General features: G+C 68.1%; 21 protein-coding genes and 1 tRNA gene. 7 read left to right on the top strand and 15 right to left on the bottom strand.

The genetic code is table 11. From position 1 onward, the window contains the following. Positions 1–65 precede the first annotated feature (65 nt). Positions 66–1,454: a trypsin-like peptidase domain-containing protein gene (locus JF542_RS00990; RefSeq protein ID WP_207074397.1), complete on the top strand. Its 1,389-nt coding sequence runs from the start codon at positions 66–68 to the stop codon at positions 1,452–1,454. 188 nt (positions 1,455–1,642) lie between these two features. Here JF542_RS00990 and JF542_RS00985 read toward each other — a convergent pair whose 3' ends face one another. The 10 genes from JF542_RS00985 to JF542_RS00940 all read right to left on the bottom strand — a co-directional run bounded on the left by JF542_RS00985 (position 1,643) and on the right by JF542_RS00940 (position 7,938). Next, positions 1,643–2,893: an aminotransferase class V-fold PLP-dependent enzyme gene (locus JF542_RS00985; RefSeq protein WP_207074396.1), complete on the bottom strand. Its 1,251-nt coding sequence runs from the start codon at positions 2,891–2,893 to the stop codon at positions 1,643–1,645. After that, entirely contained in the window at positions 2,890–3,078 is a 189-nt protein-coding gene (locus JF542_RS00980) for a DNA gyrase inhibitor YacG (protein WP_007792562.1), read from the bottom strand. The genes JF542_RS00985 and JF542_RS00980 overlap by 4 nt, the downstream gene beginning before the upstream one ends. Continuing rightward, positions 3,075–4,091: a ribonuclease E/G gene (locus JF542_RS00975; protein WP_207074395.1), complete on the bottom strand. Its 1,017-nt coding sequence runs from the start codon at positions 4,089–4,091 to the stop codon at positions 3,075–3,077. The genes JF542_RS00980 and JF542_RS00975 overlap by 4 nt, the downstream gene beginning before the upstream one ends. Next, positions 4,088–4,666, bottom strand: a complete 579-nt coding sequence (locus tag JF542_RS00970; protein ID WP_207074394.1) for a Maf family protein — start codon at positions 4,664–4,666, stop codon at positions 4,088–4,090. The genes JF542_RS00975 and JF542_RS00970 overlap by 4 nt, the downstream gene beginning before the upstream one ends. Positions 4,667–4,732: 66 nt before the next feature. Continuing rightward, positions 4,733–4,951: a translation initiation factor IF-1 gene (gene infA / locus JF542_RS00965; RefSeq protein ID WP_007792573.1), complete on the bottom strand. Its 219-nt coding sequence runs from the start codon at positions 4,949–4,951 to the stop codon at positions 4,733–4,735. 96 nt (positions 4,952–5,047) lie between these two features. Then, complete coding sequence (locus JF542_RS00960) at positions 5,048–5,932, bottom strand: carbon-nitrogen hydrolase family protein (protein WP_007792577.1); 885 nt, start codon at positions 5,930–5,932, stop codon at positions 5,048–5,050. Positions 5,933–6,029: 97 nt separating this feature from the next. Further along, a complete protein-coding gene (locus tag JF542_RS00955; protein WP_207074393.1) occupies positions 6,030–6,614 on the bottom strand; it encodes a GNAT family N-acetyltransferase in 585 nt (194 codons plus the stop codon). Beyond that, positions 6,614–7,012, bottom strand: a complete 399-nt coding sequence (locus tag JF542_RS00950; RefSeq protein ID WP_242533536.1) for a ketosteroid isomerase-related protein — start codon at positions 7,010–7,012, stop codon at positions 6,614–6,616. Before JF542_RS00950 ends, JF542_RS00955 begins: the two co-directional genes overlap by 1 nt. Then, positions 7,009–7,455 carry an arsenate-mycothiol transferase ArsC gene (locus tag JF542_RS00945; RefSeq protein WP_007792585.1) on the bottom strand — a complete coding sequence of 149 codons (447 nt, stop codon included), beginning with the start codon at positions 7,453–7,455 and terminating at the stop codon, positions 7,009–7,011. Before JF542_RS00945 ends, JF542_RS00950 begins: the two co-directional genes overlap by 4 nt. A 3-nt stretch (positions 7,456–7,458) precedes the next feature. Next, positions 7,459–7,938, bottom strand: a complete 480-nt coding sequence (locus JF542_RS00940; protein ID WP_207074391.1) for a UPF0262 family protein — start codon at positions 7,936–7,938, stop codon at positions 7,459–7,461. A gap of 149 nt (positions 7,939–8,087) precedes the next feature. Here JF542_RS00940 and JF542_RS00935 point away from each other — a divergent pair, with 149 nt between their 5' ends. After that, a complete protein-coding gene (locus tag JF542_RS00935; protein WP_207074390.1) occupies positions 8,088–9,293 on the top strand; it encodes an alpha/beta hydrolase in 1,206 nt (401 codons plus the stop codon). A 4-nt stretch (positions 9,294–9,297) separates the two neighbouring features. Here JF542_RS00935 and hisD read toward each other — a convergent pair whose 3' ends face one another. Next, the gene (gene hisD, locus JF542_RS00930) at positions 9,298–10,599 is read right to left on the bottom strand and encodes a histidinol dehydrogenase (protein WP_207074389.1); all 1,302 of its coding nucleotides are present in this window, start codon (positions 10,597–10,599) and stop codon (positions 9,298–9,300) included. Between the two features lie 152 nt (positions 10,600–10,751). Between hisD and JF542_RS00925 the strand changes: the two genes are divergently transcribed. Then, positions 10,752–11,150 (top strand): c-type cytochrome, encoded by a 399-nt coding sequence (locus tag JF542_RS00925; RefSeq protein ID WP_007792597.1) that lies wholly within the window; start codon positions 10,752–10,754, stop codon positions 11,148–11,150. A gap of 16 nt (positions 11,151–11,166) precedes the next feature. Here JF542_RS00925 and JF542_RS00920 read toward each other — a convergent pair whose 3' ends face one another. From JF542_RS00920 to JF542_RS00910, 3 genes are read right to left on the bottom strand one after another with little or no spacing between them, the layout of a single operon-like run. After that, entirely contained in the window at positions 11,167–11,631 is a 465-nt protein-coding gene (locus tag JF542_RS00920; RefSeq protein ID WP_007792600.1) for a DUF2948 family protein, read from the bottom strand. Next, on the bottom strand, positions 11,628–12,899 hold the full coding sequence (murA, locus tag JF542_RS00915; RefSeq protein WP_207074388.1) for a UDP-N-acetylglucosamine 1-carboxyvinyltransferase: 1,272 nt from the start codon (positions 12,897–12,899) through the stop codon (positions 11,628–11,630). The genes JF542_RS00920 and murA overlap by 4 nt, the downstream gene beginning before the upstream one ends. Before the next feature lie 3 nt (positions 12,900–12,902). Continuing rightward, on the bottom strand, positions 12,903–13,061 hold the full coding sequence (locus JF542_RS00910) for a hypothetical protein (protein WP_007792605.1): 159 nt from the start codon (positions 13,059–13,061) through the stop codon (positions 12,903–12,905). Between the two features lie 100 nt (positions 13,062–13,161). On the opposite strand from JF542_RS00910, the gene JF542_RS00905 reads away from it, so the two are divergent. Together JF542_RS00905 and JF542_RS00900 are read left to right on the top strand one after the other, a co-directional pair. Beyond that, positions 13,162–13,236 (top strand) — tRNA-Thr (locus tag JF542_RS00905). A gap of 133 nt (positions 13,237–13,369) precedes the next feature. After that, positions 13,370–14,266 (top strand): GGDEF domain-containing protein, encoded by an 897-nt coding sequence (locus JF542_RS00900; RefSeq protein WP_207074387.1) that lies wholly within the window; start codon positions 13,370–13,372, stop codon positions 14,264–14,266. Positions 14,267–14,627: 361 nt separating this feature from the next. Here JF542_RS00900 and JF542_RS00895 read toward each other — a convergent pair whose 3' ends face one another. Continuing rightward, entirely contained in the window at positions 14,628–16,283 is a 1,656-nt protein-coding gene (locus tag JF542_RS00895) for a thiamine pyrophosphate-dependent enzyme (RefSeq protein ID WP_207074386.1), read from the bottom strand. A 189-nt stretch (positions 16,284–16,472) separates the two neighbouring features. Between JF542_RS00895 and JF542_RS00890 the strand changes: the two genes are divergently transcribed. After that, the gene (locus JF542_RS00890) at positions 16,473–16,757 is read left to right on the top strand and encodes an STAS domain-containing protein (protein WP_007792612.1); all 285 of its coding nucleotides are present in this window, start codon (positions 16,473–16,475) and stop codon (positions 16,755–16,757) included. Beyond that, on the top strand, positions 16,754–17,128 hold the full coding sequence (locus tag JF542_RS00885; RefSeq protein WP_007792614.1) for a response regulator: 375 nt from the start codon (positions 16,754–16,756) through the stop codon (positions 17,126–17,128). Before JF542_RS00890 ends, JF542_RS00885 begins: the two co-directional genes overlap by 4 nt. Positions 17,129–17,130: the final 2 nt, after the last annotated feature.

Raw genomic sequence — 17,130 nt, 5'->3', positions numbered from 1 at the left:
CGTCTCATAGTCTTGAAACCGTCGGCGCGCGCGGGCATATCCGGTCAGCACAGGAGGATCATACCATGCTTCGCACCGTCGTCGCAGCGCTCGCCGCCCTCACCCTATGCCTCGCCCCCAGCGCCTCCCCTGCCGAGACAAGGGTGCCCGAGAGCCAGGCCGAGATCTCGCTCAGCTTCGTGCCGCTGGTGAAGCAGGCGACGCCGGCAGTGGTGAACATCTACGCCCGCCGCACCGTAGAGACCCGCAGTCCCTTCGCGGGCGATCCGCTCTTCGGCAACCTGTTCCGCGAGTTCGGCGGCCGGCCGCGGGTGCAGAACTCGCTGGGCTCGGGCGTGATCCTCTCGGACGACGGCATCGTGGTGTCGAACTACCACGTGGTGGGGCAGGCCACCGACATCCGCGTGGTGCTCAACACCGGCGAGGAATACGCCGCAACCGTGCTGCTCGGCGACGAGGAGTCCGATCTCGCCATCCTCAAGCTCGAGGGCGCCGGCGACATGCCGTATCTGGCGCTGCGCGACAGCGACACGGTCGAGGTGGGCGAGCTGGTGCTGGCGATCGGCAACCCCTTCGGCGTGGGCCAGACGGTGACCTCGGGCATCGTCTCGGGGCTGGCCCGCTCCGGCACCGCCACCGGCAACGCGCGTGGCTACTTCATCCAGACCGATGCGCCGATCAACCCGGGCAATTCCGGCGGCGCGCTGATCGACGTGAACGGCGACCTCATCGGGGTCAACACGTCCATCCTGACCCGCTCGGGCGGCTCCAACGGCATCGGCTTCGCCATTCCCTCGGCGCTGGTGGCCCAGTTCGTCGAGCAGGCCCGCGCCGGCAATGACGGCTTCGCCCGGCCCTGGGCCGGGATGACCGGCCAGCCGGTGGACGCGGACCTGTCGGAGAGCCTCGGGCTCGGCCTGCCCGGCGGCGTGCTGATCGCCGCCATCCACGCCGAGAGCCCGTTCGCCAAGGCGGGGCTCGGGGTCGGCGACGTGGTGCTGGCGGTGGACGGCCAGCCGGTCAACACGCCGCCCGAGATGATCTACCGCATGTCAGTGGCCGGGCTCGGCCACGTGGCCCACATCCGTTATCTGCATGACGGCGAACGGCGCGAGGCCGAGGTCGAGATGATCGCCGCCCCCGAAACGCCGCCGCGCGATGCGGTGACGCTGGACGACCGCGCCGTGCTGCCGGGCCTGTCGCTGGCGCGGATGAACCCGGCGGTGGCCACGGAGCTTGATCTGCCGATGGCTGCCGAAGGCGTCGTGGTCACCGATCCTGGCCCCTATGCTGGCCGGATCGGCCTGCGCCGCGGTGATATCCTGCTGACGATCGACGGCCGCGCCGTCACCGATCCGGACAGGGTCGACCGGCTTCTCCGCCGCGCCGCGCCGCGCGTGGAAATTGAGGCGCTGCGTGGCAACCGCCGCGCCATCCTGCGCTTTCGCACCTGACCCCGGCGCGCCGCCCTACTCAAGCAGCAGCACCTGCGTCACCGGCAGATGCCTCCGGCGGGAGTATTTTTGACGAAGAGAAGACAGGAGCGCCGCGCTCCTGCCCTTCTCTGGTTGTCAAATACCTCGGGGGAGTCGCGGCTTGCCGCGGCGGGGGCAGCGCCCCCATGCCACCGCGGGGCCAGCGCTCAGCCGAGGATCCGCTTCACCGCTGACAGGAAGGCCGCGACCTCGGCCTCGGTGTTGTAATGCGCCAGCGACACGCGCACGCAGTCGGACTGGCCGAGCGGCGTGAGAATGTTGCCCGAGTAGTGATCCGCCTTGCGGGTGTGGGTACGGATGCCGTGCTCCGACAGCGCCGAAACTAGCTCCGGCGACGCACGCCCTGCGGCGTAGAAGCTCACCAGCCCCTCGCGGGCGGGGTTGTCGGTGCCGCCGACGATGCTGACGCCCTCCATCTCTGCGAGCCCCGGCAGGTTGCCGGTTCCGTGCAGCATGGCGTTGGTGAGCGCCGCCTCGTGGCCATGGATCGCACGGCCCGCCGCCTCGATCCGCGCCCGCGGGTCGGTGGCGTCGGACACCCGGCTGCCGAGCCATTCGAAATACTCGACCACGTCCGAGAAGGTCGCATAGGCGCCGGTGTCGCGGGTGCCAAGCTCCCAGTTGCCCTGAGGGCCGCCCACCAGCGCGTCATGTTGCAGCGCGCTGAGCCGGTCGGAGGCCCAAGCCACGCCGTAGCCGTGGCGCGAGAATACCTTGTAGGGCGAGACCACATAGCCGTCGATGTCGTAGGAGGCGATGTCGATGCCACCGTGACAGGCGTGCTGGATGCCGTCGACGATGATCAGCGCCTCGGGCGCCTTGGCACGGATCGCCTTCGCGATGCCCGCCACGTCCATGCCCATGCCGGTGACCGGCGAGGTGTGCAGGATGGTTGCCACGCGGGTGTCCTCGGTGACGGCCTCCGCATAGGCCTCGGGCGTCACGACGCCGGTGGCGTCGTCATGGGCGACCAGCACATGAGGCTTGCCCGCCACCTCGGCCCAGCGGGCACAGGCGCTGCGCGAGGCCGGGTGTTCGACCGTGGAGCCCAGCACGATGCCCTCGGGCGTGCCGAGGCAGGCATCGGCGATGAGCCGGAACAGCAGCTCGGTGCCGCTCTCACCCACGAAGACCTTGCCGCCGGGCGCGTTGAAGAAGGTCGCCGCGTCCTCGCGCGCCTTGGCGATGATCTCGCCGAGCGCGGCGGAGGCGGGGTTGTCGCGGCCCTGGTTGTCGGGGATCGCCGCAAAGCGGGCCGAGGTCTCGACCACGGAATTCAGCGTCAGCGCGCCGCCGGCATTCTCGAAGAACACCCGCGGCCCGGTGAAGGGGCAGGCCTCCACATGGGCGAATTTCGACCGGATCTCGGTGAGCAGCTCGGGGGTGATGGGGGTCAATGCTTGGTTTCCTCTTGCCGGGCCTTCTCGGCGGCCTCGATGGCCTCCTCGATATCCTCGGGATCGGTGGACGGGATGGCGTAGCTGCCCGAGACCCATTTCGCGAGGTCGATATCGGCGCAGCGCCCGGAACAGAACGGACGGTATTTCGCCTCGGTCGGCTTGCCGCAGATCGGACAGCTCATGACAGAACCTCGCGCAGCGGCATGCGCTCGCGCTTGCGCTGCAGCTCCATCAAACCAAGCTGGGTCCAGCCGGCAAGGATGGTCTCGGTGGCATCCTGCTTGAGCGCGGCGCGCAGCACCTGCTCCATCTGGCGACGGTCCTTCTTGGGCGCCGGGGCCGGATCGACGAGGATCTGACCGCCAAGCCCGCGCAGGCGCAGCTGGCGCGGCAGTTCGCGCAGCGCCGCCATGTTGGCCTTGAGACCGGCGGCGGGCGAGGTGTCGTTGCCGGTGTTGATGTCGATGGCGACCAGCGCGCGGGTGGGCTCGATGCACATCGAACCGCCCCCCGGGAGCGCGACCATCGGCGAGCGCAGATCCTCGAGCGCGTCGAGCACGTTGTGGCGCTCGAAGCTGCCGGGCTTGCCGTCGACATCGTCGCTGTCCCACTCGCGCCACGCCAGCGCATGCGGGCCGTCGCCCTCGACCAGCGTCTCGGGCTCGCCGCTTGCGTCGGCCATCACCTGCGCCGCGAGTTGCACCATGGCGGCGATATCCTCGGCGATGTCGTCGGGATCGCCGGTGGCGCAGGAGGAGCGCAGGATCAGCCCGTGATCGCCCTCCATCACCTCGTGCGCGACGCCCAGCAGCGTGTCGCGCAGATCGTCATCCTTGATCTGGCGTGAGACGTTGAGGCCCGGCGCGCCCGGGGTGACGATGGCATAGCGCGACTTGAACAGCAGCCGCGTGGTGACCGGGATGGCCTTGCCGGGCTCGGCAAATCCGGTGACCTGCACCAGCAGAGCGTCGCCGGGGGCAAGCCCCTTGACCTGCCGCAGGAAGGCGTTGCCGTCCGGGGTGCGCAGGAACATGCCGCCCTGCCCCTTCACCGGGCGCAGGGCCACGGCGCGATAGATCGTGCCCGGACGCGGATGGTCGCTGTCGATGAGCAGATCATGGAGCTGGCCGTCGACGATCAGCGCTGCCGCTTCCGTCCCGTCGAGCTCGTCCAATGCTATGGTTCGTCCCTTCATGGGGCCGACTTGTAGAGCGGGAACCCGGCCGCTTGAAGCAGATTCGCGGTCTCGGCGAGCGGCAGACCCACCACGGCGGTGAAGCTGCCCCCGATCCACGGGATGAAGGCACCGGCCATCCCCTGGATGCCGTAGCCCCCGGCCTTGCCGTGCCAGTCGCCGCTTTGCAGATAGGCGTTGAGCTCCTCGTTGGAGAGGCTCTTCATCTTCACCTGCGTGACCACGTCGCGCTCCCAGACCTTGGCGCCCCGGCGCACCGCGACGGCGGTGATCACCCGGTGACGGCGCCCGGACAGCGCGGTGAGGAACTCGGCCGCCTGCTTCTCGTCCTCGGGCTTGCCTAGGATTCGCCGGCCCAGCGCCACGGTTGTGTCGGCAGAGAGCACGACCTCGTCCGCGGCGGCAGGGATGGCCTCCGCCTTCTCGCGGGCGAGACGCACGCAATAGGGCCGCGGCAGCTCGCCGCGACGGGGGTCCTCATCGATATCGGGGGGGCGGATATCGGCAGGCACCACGCCCAGATGCGCGAGCAACTCACGCCGGCGCGGGCTGCCGGAACCGAGAACGAGCTTCATGCGAGGGCCCGAGCGGGCGCCGCCCGCTTTACGGGTTTCGCCATCAACGTCAGGCCCATGCGAGGCTTACTTGAAGCGATAGTTGATCCGACCCTTGGTCAGATCGTAGGGGGTCATTTCCACCTGGACGCGGTCGCCTGCCAGAACCCGGATGCGGTTCTTTCGCATCTTGCCTGCCGTGTGCGCGATGATCTCATGGCCGTTCTCGAGCTCGACCCGGAATGTCGCGTTGGGCAGGAGTTCCTTCACGACGCCGGGGAATTCGAGAATGTCTTCCTTGGCCATGGTCACTCCTGTGATTGCATTTCCGCCAAACTCTGCGGAACGCATCACGATATGCGCTCAATTCGCGCATAATTCAAGGGCGCATTGCAGCAGGGATCAGGAAAGGCTCCGCAAGATGGCGGGGCTGTCACGCCCGGCCTGCTCTGCCCAGTGGGCGCGGTTGAGCACGACACCATCCTTGCGGACCCGGCTGACGGCGTCAAGATCGAGCGTGGCATAGGTCCAGCCCGGCTGATCCATCTGGCCCTGCGCCAGCACGCCATCGGCGGGAAAGCCGGTGTCGGGCGGGCCGAAGACGCCCCCCATGCCGCAATTGGTGTCCACCGCCTCGGACCAGTCGCAATCGCCAACGGTCGAGGCCATCACCGTCACGCATTGCTGCTCGAGCGCGCGCGCCATCGCTCCGATGCGCACGCGGTTGTAGCCATGCGCCGCCTCGGTGCAGGAGGGGACGAGAATCAGGTCGGCCTCCATCATGGCGCGGGCGAGGAGCGGGTATTCGCTGTCGTAGCAGATCAGGATGCCGATCTTGCCGAGCGCGGTGTCGAAGAGATGCAGCGGCCCGCCGCCCACCACGCCCCAATCCTCGCGCTCGAAGCGGGTCATGATCTGCTTGTCCTGGTGGCCCATGGCGCCGGAGGGCCCGAAGAAACGGGCGCGGTTGACCGGGCGAGGGCCGATCTCGGGATCGAAGACCGGAGCCGAGGCGGCGAGGATGTGCACCCCGTGGATTTTTGCCAGTTCGGCATGCAACGCATCGACCTGCGGGATCCGCTCGGAGACCGCGTGCAGCGAGGCCTCGAGATCGCCGGCGGCCTCGGGACCCGCCAAGGTCGCCAGCTCCATGGCGCCGTATTCGGGGAACACCAACAGGTCGGCGCCCTGCCCGGCTGCATCCTCGACCCACGCGGTGAGCTTGGCGGCATAGGCCTCCCAGCTGTCGAGGACATCCATCTTGTAGGCGGCGGCGGCGAGTTTCATGGCGGCGATCCTTTTGGAGGGGGCGGACCGGGGCGCTGCCCCGGACCCCGGGATATTTTTGGCCAGAAGAAGCCTGGGGGGCTGGTCTGTTGGCGGCTCAGCTCAGGGATTTGATCCAGAACTGCAAGACATGGTCGGATTCGATGGGCTGATCAGCGTCTTTCCATCGGAAATGTGCTAGGGCGCCCTCGAGCCTCTCGTAGCCGCGCTTGCGCCAGAACGGGTCGAGCGGGGCGTAATCGGCCGGGCGGAGCGGGTGATCAGCGGGGCGCTGGACCGCGCAGAAGGCAGAGCGGGTGCGGCCCATTGCGCGGGCATGGGCCTCGCGCAGGTCGAAGAAGCGGTGACCGACGCCGCGGCCACGATAGTCGGGCAGCAGCACGGATTCGGCGCAGTAGAAGATCGTGGCGAGTTCGTAGCCGCTGCCGGCGAAGGCTGCGGCGAAGTCGTCTGCGTGATCCTCCATCGGGGTGCCGGTGGCGGCGCCGACGAGCCGGTCGCCGTCGAAGGCGCCGACCAGCACCGCGCCGGGGCTGTCTCGATAGGTCTGCAGGTAGGCGCGCTCGTAGTCGAGATCGCCGTCATAGAGATAAGGCCAGTCGCGGAACACCGCGATGCGCAGCCGCGCCACATCGTCGAGCGCGGCGTCGAGCGCCGCGCCGGTCAGCACCTCGACCCGCATCAGCCGACCTGCCGGATCCAGTCCGCGAGGTTGTAATAGGTGACCACGCGGGTGATCTTGTCGTCCTTCAGCGTGAAAAACGAGCCCGCCGGCAGGCGGTAGGTCTGACCGTTGGCCTCGGGCAGTCCGTCATCGCTGGCGAGGTAGGTGCCGTTGACGGTGTACTCGGCGGCGGCGCGGGTGCCGCCCTCGGCCTCGAACACCACCATGTCGGTGAGATTTTCGTCGTAGCAGTGGGACATGTGGGCGCAGAACTCGGCGAACTTGGTCTTGCCGGTGCGCACCTGGCCCTCGTTGACGTGATGCGCCACCTCGGCATCGAGGCAGGCCAGCATGGCCTCCGTGTCCTTGGCGTTGAAGGCGTCGAAATACCGCCGGATGGTGTCGGTTGCGCTCATGTGGCTCCCCATCTGCTCTTCAGCTTGTCTGTGATCTGGTCGCGGGTCTGGCGATAGGCGTTGAGTTTCATCTCGCGGCTCTCGCCAAGGCCGGTCGGGTCCATGACGGGCCAGTATTCGACCGTCAGGTGGTAATAGCGTGTGAGGTCGAGCGCTGCGCGCTGCGAGGCCGGCGACATGGCGACGATCAGATCGAAGCCCGACAGCGCCTCGCCCATCTCCTCGAGCTCTTCGAAGCTGCGCGAGCGGTGCTTGTCGAGCTCGACGCCGATCTCGCGGCAGACCGCGATGGCGAAGCCGTCGATGTCGAGATCGTTCACCACCCCAACCGACTGCACGTAGGTGTCGAAGCCGTAGAGCTTCTTCATGATCCCTTCGGCCATGGGCGAGCGCACTGCGTTGTGATCGCAGCAGAACAGTACCGATTGCGGCAGTCCGGCCAAGCCTCAGCCTCCGAAATGCAGCACGCAGATGAGGGTGAAGAGCCGGCGCGCGGTGTCGTCATCGACCTCGGCCTTGCCCTCGAGCCGCTCCTGCAGGATGCGCGCGCCCTCGTTGTGGATGCCGCGGCGGGCCATGTCGATGGTCTCGATCTGGCTCGGCGCCGCGGTCTTCACCGCGTCGAAATAGCTTTTGCAGATCTGGAAATAGTCCTTCACCACCTGGCGGAACGGCGACAGCGAGAGATGGAACTCCGCCGCCTTCTCATCGGCCTCGGTGGCGATGTCGAAGACCAGCCGCTTCTCGCGAATGGCGAGGCCCAGCTTGTAGGGGCCGGCCGGCACCTCGCGGCCGTCGCGCGCGGGCAGCGTGAAGGAGTTCTCCTCCATGAGGTCGAACATGGCGACGCGGCGCTCCTGCTCGATCTCGGGCGTGGGCGGCGGCAGGTTGCCGTCGTCAAGATCGATTTGCGAGATGTGGCTCATGAGCACTGTCCTTCACCGGGCCCGAAAGGCTTAGCGCGCCCGCGATCTCACTGCAATGCGACGGAGCCCTGCGACGTCGCGTTTCCCGCATGACGGGAAACGTGGTACGATTTCGCATTCTTTGACTGCATTGATCCCGGAGACCGCCCATGCCGCGCCGCGCCATCGTCCTTGTCCCCGGCTTCGGCCGCAACGAGCGCAACCTGTTGCGCGACCGCCTTGTACGCGCCCTGCGTCACTACACCGATGGCTGGCGGATCGAGCAGCTCGAGGATGGCGACGGCGCCCGCGCAGGCGCCGCCCGCCTGCGGGCCACCGCCCGCTGTGGTGGCGAGAGCCGCGAGATTGATGTCTACGAGGCCTACTGGGCCGATCTCGTGCCGGACTGGAGCCGCGAGTCGCCATGGGCGCGGTTCAAACGCGGCGGGTTGCTGCTGCGCTACTGGCTGTTCGGCGGCGCGCGGGCGTGGCGAGATCGCGGCGAGGCCCCGCCCCGGGCGGCCACGGCGATGCGGCTGGCGGCGCTGGCGCTGATCCTGTGGTGGCTGGTGGTGGCGCTGCTGCTCTTGCAGACTTTCGGGGCGATCTCGATCCCGGAGGCCTTCGCCGCGATCCCGGGCTTCGAGAAGCTCTGGGCGCAGATCAGCGTGGGCGCTGCCGCGGTGACCGGTTCGGTGCTGGCAGGGCTGCTGCTCTGGGTCTGGAGCCTCGGCTATCTCGAGCAATTCGCCAATATCTCGGCCTATGCCAAGGCCTACCTGCGCGACGAGCCCTGCGGCGATGACGACATCGGTCTGCGCGCCAAGACCAAGGCGCGGGCGCTGCAACTGCTCGACCAGGTCGGCGACGTGAGCGGCGACCGGGCCTATGACGAAATCTACGTGGTCGGGCACTCGCTGGGAGGCGCCATCGCGGTGGATGCGCTGGCCGATTACGGCGACCGGCTCGATCACGTGGTGCTGTTCACCTGGGGCTCGGCGCTGGGGCTGCTGTCGCAGCAGGAGCCGCTGGTGGAATGCGAGATCGGCAAGTTCTACGAGGCCAGGCCACGCATCCGCGGCTGGATCGACGTGGTGTTCCCGCAGGATTACATGGGATCGCAGGTTCCGGTGCCGCGCCGCATCGATGCCGCCGGCAAGCCCGGCGCGTTCTATGATCCGCTGTTTCCCAAGGCGGTAACGCCGCACGTGCCGCGCGGCATGCACCTGTTCGAACTCGCCGACATTCACGAGGCCTACTACCGCTGCGAAAAGGCGCTGCTGATGCTGGTGCAGCCGGGCAGCGCTCTGCCCGTGGCGGAACAGGCGCCGCCCGGGCCGGCCGCGAAAACGGTCACCAAGCTGCGGGTGACCTGAGCCGTCAGTCGTTCATCTTGCGCAGGCGCGCCGTCACGCTGAGCCCGTGCGCCTGAAGGCTCTCCGAGGTGGCGAGGACCTCGGCGGCGGGGCCGATGGCGCGCAGCGCCTGCGGCGACATCTGCGCCAGCGTGGTGCGCTTGAGGAAATCCAGCGCCGAAAGCCCGGAGGAGAAGCGCGCCGAGCGCGCGGTGGGGAGCACGTGGTTGGGGCCGCCGACATAGTCGCCGATTGCTTCTGGCGTCCACTGGCCAAGGAAGATCGCGCCGGCGTGGCGGATCTTTTCCGACAGCACCAGCGGGTCGGCGACGCAGAGCTCGAGGTGCTCGGGCGCCACCCGGTCCGACAGCGCCGCCGCCTCGTCGAGATCGCGCGCCACGATGATGGCGCCGAAATCGCGCCAGCTGGCACCGGCGATGGCGCCCCGCTCGAGCACCTCGATCTGGCGCTCGACCTCGGCGGCGACCGCCTGCCCGAAGGCCGCATCCGTGGTGACCAGGATCGACTGGGCGCTCTCGTCATGCTCGGCCTGGCTCATCAGGTCGAGCGCGATGAACTCGGGATCGTTCTCGGCATCGGCGATGACGAGGATTTCGGAGGGGCCGGCGATCATGTCGATGCCGACCTTGCCGAAGACCCGGCGTTTGGCGGCAGCGACGAAGGCGTTGCCCGGGCCGGTGATCTTGTCGACAGGCGCCACGGTCTCGGTGCCATAGGCCAGCGCTGCGATGGCCTGCGCGCCGCCCAGACGGTAGATCTCGTCGACGCCTGCGATGCGCGCGGCCAGCAGGACCAGCGGGTTTACCACGCCATCAGGTGTGGGAACGGTGATGCAGAGCCGCTCGACGCCGGCCACCTTGGCGGGAATGGCGTTCATCAGCACCGAGGACGGATAGCTTGCCAGCCCGCCCGGCACGTAGAGCCCGGCAGCCGCCACCGGGGTCCAGCGCCAGCCGAGGGTGGCACCATCGGGATCGGTCCAGAGCGCATCCTCGGGCATCTGGCGCACATGATATGCGCGGATCCGTTCGGCGGCCTTCTCCAGCGCGGCGCGCTCGTCGTCGGGGACGCGGGCGCATTCCGCCTCGATCTCCTCGGGCGTAAAGGCCAGACGCTCGGGCGTCAGCTCGAGCCGGTCGAACCTGGCGGTGTAGTCGACCAGCGCCGCGTCGCCGCGTGCCCGCACGTCGGCGATGATCGCCGCGACCGTGTCGTCGACATCGGGGCTGTCCTCGCGCTTGGCCGTCAGCAGGCGGGAGAACGCGATCTCGAAATCGGGATCGGTGGTGTCGAGGAAGACGGGCATGGCGCGGTCCTTTTCGCTGTCCTGCGCCTCTTACCCCCTGCCCGCCCGCGCCTCAAGCGCCTGGCGCCTTGATCCCGGTCAAGGCCCTGCCGGAGCGGGCGCGCTAACATTCGAAAGACGGGGAGTGTGTCACTTTGGGGAGGAGGAAACCCATGAAGACCCTTGCAACAATCGCCGGCGTGCTGGCGCTTGCACTGCCGTTCGCGGCGCCTGCGGACGAGGCCGGCAAGATCGAATACATGAACCACTGCGCCGCCTGCCACGGCGAGAGCGCCGTGGGCGACGGCCCGCTCGCCGAGCTCATGACCGTGCCGGTGCCCGACCTGACGCAGGTCTCGGCGCAGAATGACGGCGTGTTCCCGATGCTCGAGATGATCCAGGTGGTCGACGGGCGCACTGGCATCCGTGGCCACGGCTACCCGATGCCGGTCTGGGGCGCGCGCTTCAAGAGCGAGGTCGAGGGCGACATCGGCGCCTATGCCAGCGAGATCGTGGTGCGTGGGCGCATCCTGTCGCTGGCTTATTACCTCGAGTCGATCCAGGCCGAGTGACCGGCCCGGAGTTGTCCTAGAGCTCGTGATCCGGTGTCTTGCCGGACACGGCCTGATAGGGCCGCGTGACGTCGCGCAGGCGAAGCTCAAGCGCTTCGACCTGCGCGCGCAGCGCACCGTCACCGGCTAGGGTGAAGACCACGTTGCCCGCGCCCTCCTCGGTCGGCTCAAAGCTCACCGCGAGGATCGACAGCACCAGTTCCGGATCGTCGCGCGACACGCCCTGGCTCGACACGCCGATGACGTTCTCGACCGCGAGCAGCGCCCGTACCCGCTCGGGCGGCGAGACATGCACGCCATCCTCGCGACGCAGGCGGTTGACCAGAAGGGTCAGCCGCTGGTGGCGTTTCTGCCAGGCCACATCGGCCACGGTCAGCACCGCGTCCTGCAGCAGTGCCGAGAGCACCTGCAGGTCGTCCGGGTCCATGGCGCCAAGGTTCAGCGGCGCGCCGGCGGCGTCTTCAAAGCGTGCGTCGGTCACTCGTTCTTCACCCGTTCGATCTTGGCGCCCACGCCCGAAAGCTTGCGCACCACGTGTTCATAGCCGCGGTCGAGATGGTACACCCGGTTGACCACGGTTTCGCCCTCGGCCGCAAGGCCTGCGAGGATCAGCGAGACGCTGGCGCGCAGATCGGTGGCCATCACCGGCGCGCCCTTGAGCTTGTCGACCCCGGTCACGGTGGCGGTGCCGCCATGCACGTCGATGCGCGCGCCCATGCGCATCAGCTCGGGCGCATGCATGAAGCGATTCTCGAAGATCTTCTCCTCGAGCACCGAGGTGCCCTCGGCGGTGCAGAGCAGCGCCATCATCTGCGCCTGAAGGTCGGTCGGGAAGCCGGGGAACGGTTCGGTGGTCACGTCGACCGCGCGCACCCGGCCGTTCTTGCGGCTGACCTTGAGGCCGGTCTCGGTCTCCTCGACGGAAATCCCGGCGGCATCGAGCGTCTCGCAGAAGCTTTTCACCAGTTCGATGGTGCCGCCGAGGCACTCGACCTCGCCGCCGGCGATGGCCGGGGCCAGCATGTAGGTGCCAAGCTCGATGCGGTCGGTGACCACGCGGTGGGTCGCGCCGCCGAGGCTGTCGACGCCCTGCACCTCGATCGTGTCGGTGCCCTCGCCCGAGATCTGCGCCCCCATCTTCTGCAGGCAGCGCGCCAGATCGACGATTTCCGGCTCGCGCGCGGCGTTCTTGATCAGCGTGGTGCCCTTGGCCAGCGTCGCCGCCATCAGCGCGTTCTCTGTCGCGCCCACCGAGACCAGCGGGAAGTCGACGACACCGCCCCTGAGGCCGCCCGCCGGCGCCTTGGCGTGCACGTAGCCCTCGCGCAGGTCGAGCTCGGCGCCCAGTGCCTCGAGCGCGCGCAGGTGCAGGTCGACCGGGCGGGCGCCGATGGCGCAGCCGCCGGGCAGCGACACCTCGGCATGACCGTGCTTGGCCAGCAGCGGCCCGAGCACGAGAATCGAGGCGCGCATCTTGCGCACGATGTCATACTCGGCGCGGGTCGAGGTCAGCGCGTGGCTCGACAGCGCCAGCACCTGCCCCTCGTTGAGCGCCTGGACCTCGGCCCCCAGCGACTGCAACAGCGTCGTCATGGTGCGGATGTCCGACAGGCGCGGCGCGTTGGTCAGCGTCAGCGGCTCGTCCGAGAGCAGCGTCGCCGGCATCAGGGTGAGACAGGCATTCTTCGCGCCCGCGATGGGGATCTGGCCGGACAGCGGCCCGTTCCCTGTGACGATGATCGAATCCATGTCCTAATTGTCCTCTTCACTGCTCTGATCGCGCGCGGTGCTGTCCGCGCTGCGGGCCTTGGCCTGCTGTTTTCTACGGGCAAGATTCGCCTTCAACGCCGCTTTCAGCCGCGCATCACGCTCTTCTGCCTTGGTTTTAGTGCTGCCTGTCTTGCGCTCCATGACACTTCTTTAAAGCAGGGGCAAAAAAGCGTCCAGATTGCGCTTGCGCCCGTCTGAAATTGCCTTTAGAGACGCCGCCACGCCACCAAGGCGCACCGGCGCTGCTGTAGCTCAGAGGTAGAGCACTCCCTTGGTAAGGGAGAGGTCGAGAGTTCAATTCTCTCCAGCAGCACCACTTCTTTCCAAACTAAATCAATATCTTGGAAGACAGCGCCGCTGCGCCCGGCCGGCAGCGTGCACCTTAACCATCCGTTAACAAAGCCCCGTCATCCTCTTGCTTTGGGGGAGTACTGGCGCGAGTGGGTGCGATGCTTTTCTATGCTCTTCTGGACCGGGCTTTTCCGAACAGCTTTCCGATCAAGGTGTTCGCCGTGGCCTTCGTCGGCACGCATGTGCCGCTGATCGCCGTGGTGATCTATGCCCTGATCCAAACCGGCGGCATCGCGGCGCATCTCGACGTGCTGGCCCTGCTGCTTGCCGCAACGCTGACGGGCTGTGGCGGCACGCTGGCCGGGCTCTGGGCGCTGCTTGCGCCGGTGCGCCGGATGAACGGTGCCATTGAGTCGCTCGAACGCGGCGATTCGATCCCCGCCCTGCCCGACCGTCATCGCGACGAGATCGGCGCGCTGATGCGGCTCACCAACCTGATGGCCGACAGCATGCTGCGACGGCAGCAACAGGCGCAGACCGCGGCCCAGACCGATCCGCTGACCGGACTGCCCAACCGGCGCGGCTTTGACGCCCGCGTGCCGCAGCAGGCTCCCGGTGCCATCCTCTTTCTGGACCTCGATCGTTTCAAAAGAGTGAACGACACCTATGGTCACGCCATCGGCGACGATGTGCTGCGCCAAGCGGCGACGGTGATCTCTGCCGCGTTGCGGCGCGAAGACGTGGTGGCACGATTCGGCGGCGAGGAGTTCGTGATCTGGCTGCCCGGCGCCACGCGGGATACCGCCTGGACCACAGGCGAGCGCCTGCGCCTCGCGATCGCCAGCAGCGTCCGCGTCGCGGAGCAGCCGGTGACCGCCTCGATCGGCCTCGCGCTCTGCGCTGCCGAGGACCGCCGCGAGACGGTGATCGCGCGCGCCGACGCCGCCCTTTACGCCGCCAAGCATCGCGGCCGGAACCGAGTCGTCGAACGCTGCGAGGAGGCTGGCGGCGAGACCTTCGCCTTTGCTCCCGGACGAGGCTTGCGGGCGGTCTGACCGCCCTGCCCCGGCTCAGATGGTGCGCAGCAGGCGCAGCGCATCCCAGATCGCCGCGTATCTGTAGCGGGCCGAGACCGCATCGCCTCCGAGATAACTGGTCGCCTCCCTGCGGGTCGCGGCGAACCTTCTGCGGGCGCAGCGCGATCAGCGCCTCGTCATCCACCCAGTCAAGCGTCACCGAGCCCGGTCCAGGCCAGCCAGCGTCGAGCGCGACCGCCCCCGCAGCGGGTGCACAACCTTCCGAGACGCCACACCTAGGCTTGATCCGCGCCGACATTCGAGCGATGCCCGGCGCGGCCTCAGGGCGAAGCCGTCTCGCCATTGTCGTGCCGGAGGATGCCTCTGGCACGGCTGCCTCTCAGCTGCCGCTGCGGATCTGGCTCAGCGTGCGATAGGGCGTCAGCGCCTCCTTGTCGACGATCAGCTCCAGCAGCGCGCCGGTGGGCGAGGCCAGCGCCCGCTCGAACGCCGCGTCGAACCCGGCGGTCTCCGAGACCAGCTCACCGTGCAACCCGCAGGATTGCGCCAGCGCGGCGAAGTCCGGGTTGACCAGCTCGGTGCCCGACACCCGGGTCGGGAACTCACGCTCCTGATGTGCGCGGATGGTGCCGTAGGTGCCATTGTTCACCACGATCACGATCACCGCCGCGCCGGCCTGACGGGCGGTCGCAAGCTCCTGCATGGTCATCTGGATGTCGCCATCGCCGGCAAAGCAGATCACCGTCGCATCGGGGCGCTCGATCTTCGCCGCCACCGCTGCCGGCAGGCCGTAGCCCATCGCCCCCGATTGCGGCCCGAGCAGCCGCATCCCCGGGCGGAAGCGGAAGAAGCGCGTCGGCCAGACGGTGAAGTTGCCCGCCCCGTTGGTCAGCACCAGATCCTGGCCCTCGAGCCGCTCGCGCAGATGCGTGCAGACCGCCACCATGTCGACCGGGCCGGGCTGCGCCGGCGCGTTGTCGATAAACCCGAGATAGGCCTCGCGCGCCTTGCGGCGCCAATCGGCCCAGTCGCCCTGCACCGTTTCACCCAGCGCCAGTGCGAACCGTTGCGGGCAGGCATGGATGCCCAGCGCCGGGCGGTAGACCTTGCCGATCTCGCGGTCCGAGGCCATCACGTGCACGATCTTCTGAACCGGGTCCGGCACCTGCAGAAGCGTGTAACCGTCGGTCATGTTCTCGCCGAAGCGGGTGCCCAGCGCGAGGATCACGTCCGCCTGCCCGAGCAGCGCCTTGGTCGCGGCGCTCATGCCCACGCCCGCATCGCCGCAGAAGCAGTCGGAGCCGTTGTCGAACTGGTCCTGATAGCGGAACGAGCTGATCACCGGGATGTCCGAGGCTTCGGCGAAGTGCTTCAGCGCATCCTGCGCATCGCGATCCCATGGCGCGCCGCCGATCACGATCAGCGGTCGCTCGGCACGCACCAGCAGCCCCATCGCCTCGGCCACCGCCGCCGGTGCCGGCTCGGGCGGGAAGACCGGCACCGGGCCGTCAACGGGGGCAGCCTCGGTCTCGGCCATCAGCATGTCCTCGGGCAGCGCGATGACCACCGGGCCGGGACGGCCGGTGGTCGCCGTCGTCCAGGCTCGCGACAGGATCTCGGGGACGCGCGAGACATCGTCGATCTCGGTCACCCACTTGGCCATGGTGCCGAAGACGGCGCGGTAATTGACCTCCTGGAAGGCCTCGCGCTCGCGCATCTCGGTGCCGATCTGGCCCACGAGGAGGATCATCGGCACGCTGTCCTGCATCGCGGTGTGCACCCCGATCGAGGCATTGGTCGCGCCGGGGCCGCGGGTCACCATGCAGATGCCGGGTTCACCGGTCAGCTTGCCATGCGCCGCCGCCATGAAGGCCGCCCCGCCCTCCTGCCGGCAATTGACGAAATCGAGCTTGCCGCCGGTGTCGTGCATCGCGTCGAGCACCGCGAGATAGCTCTCGCCCGGCACGCCAAAGGCCCTGCGGGCCCCCAGGGCCACGAGGCAGTCCACCACAAGCTGTCCACCATTGCGCGCCATCGACATTCTCCCTTTGCTCTGTCGCCTCACTTGTAGGCCATGCCGGGGCGGCTGCAAGCGGCCTGCGAAAACCGGCGCGCCAGAACGCTTTGTTAAGACACCGACCGTATGTCTCTTGCCTGACCCCGGGCGGCACCGCCGCGGCGCGGGTCATCCGACCCCGAGGCTGGCAGAGGCTCCAAGCAGACGATGTCCGATCCGCATTTCCACGTTCTCGAACCCGCGCGAAACCGCAATGGGGAAGACGCGCTGGTTCCGTTCCTTCTGGGCGCGCGCCATGCCCCGGTGACGATCTCGGCCAGCGATGTCGCGCGGGTCGATGCCCACCGGCTTCAGATCCTGCTCGTGGCGCAGAAGCAGTGGGCTCGCGAAAAGCTCCCGTTCCGCCTGACCGAGGCAAATGACAGTTTCCGCGCCGGCCTCGAACGGCTCGGCCTCGCCCCCGATCATTTCGACAAGGACCAGACCTCATGACCACCAAAGTCCTCGCGATCGACGATTCCCGCACCATCCGAAACCTGCTGCGCGTTTCGCTCGAAGGCGCGGGGTTCGAATACCACTCGGCCTGCGACGGGGTCGAAGGGGTGGAGCAATTCTCCGAAGTCGAACCCGACGTGGTGATCACCGACATCAACATGCCCAACATGGACGGGTTCGGTGTGATCGATAACCTGCGCAGCGGCCCCAACCGCACGACCGTGCCGATCATCGTGCTGACCACCGAAAGCGGCCCGGATCTCAAGGCCCGGGCGCGCGAGGCCGGGGCGACGGGCTGGATCGTGAAACCGTTCGACGATGCCTCGCTGGTGTCGGTTCTGCGCCGGCTCACCGGGCACGTGGTGTAAGC

The sequence above is a fragment of the Salipiger bermudensis genome, assembly GCF_017309175.1.
Taxonomy (GTDB): Bacteria; Pseudomonadota; Alphaproteobacteria; order Rhodobacterales; family Rhodobacteraceae; genus Salipiger; species Salipiger bermudensis.
This window is presented reverse-complemented; position numbering and strand designations above follow the sequence as displayed.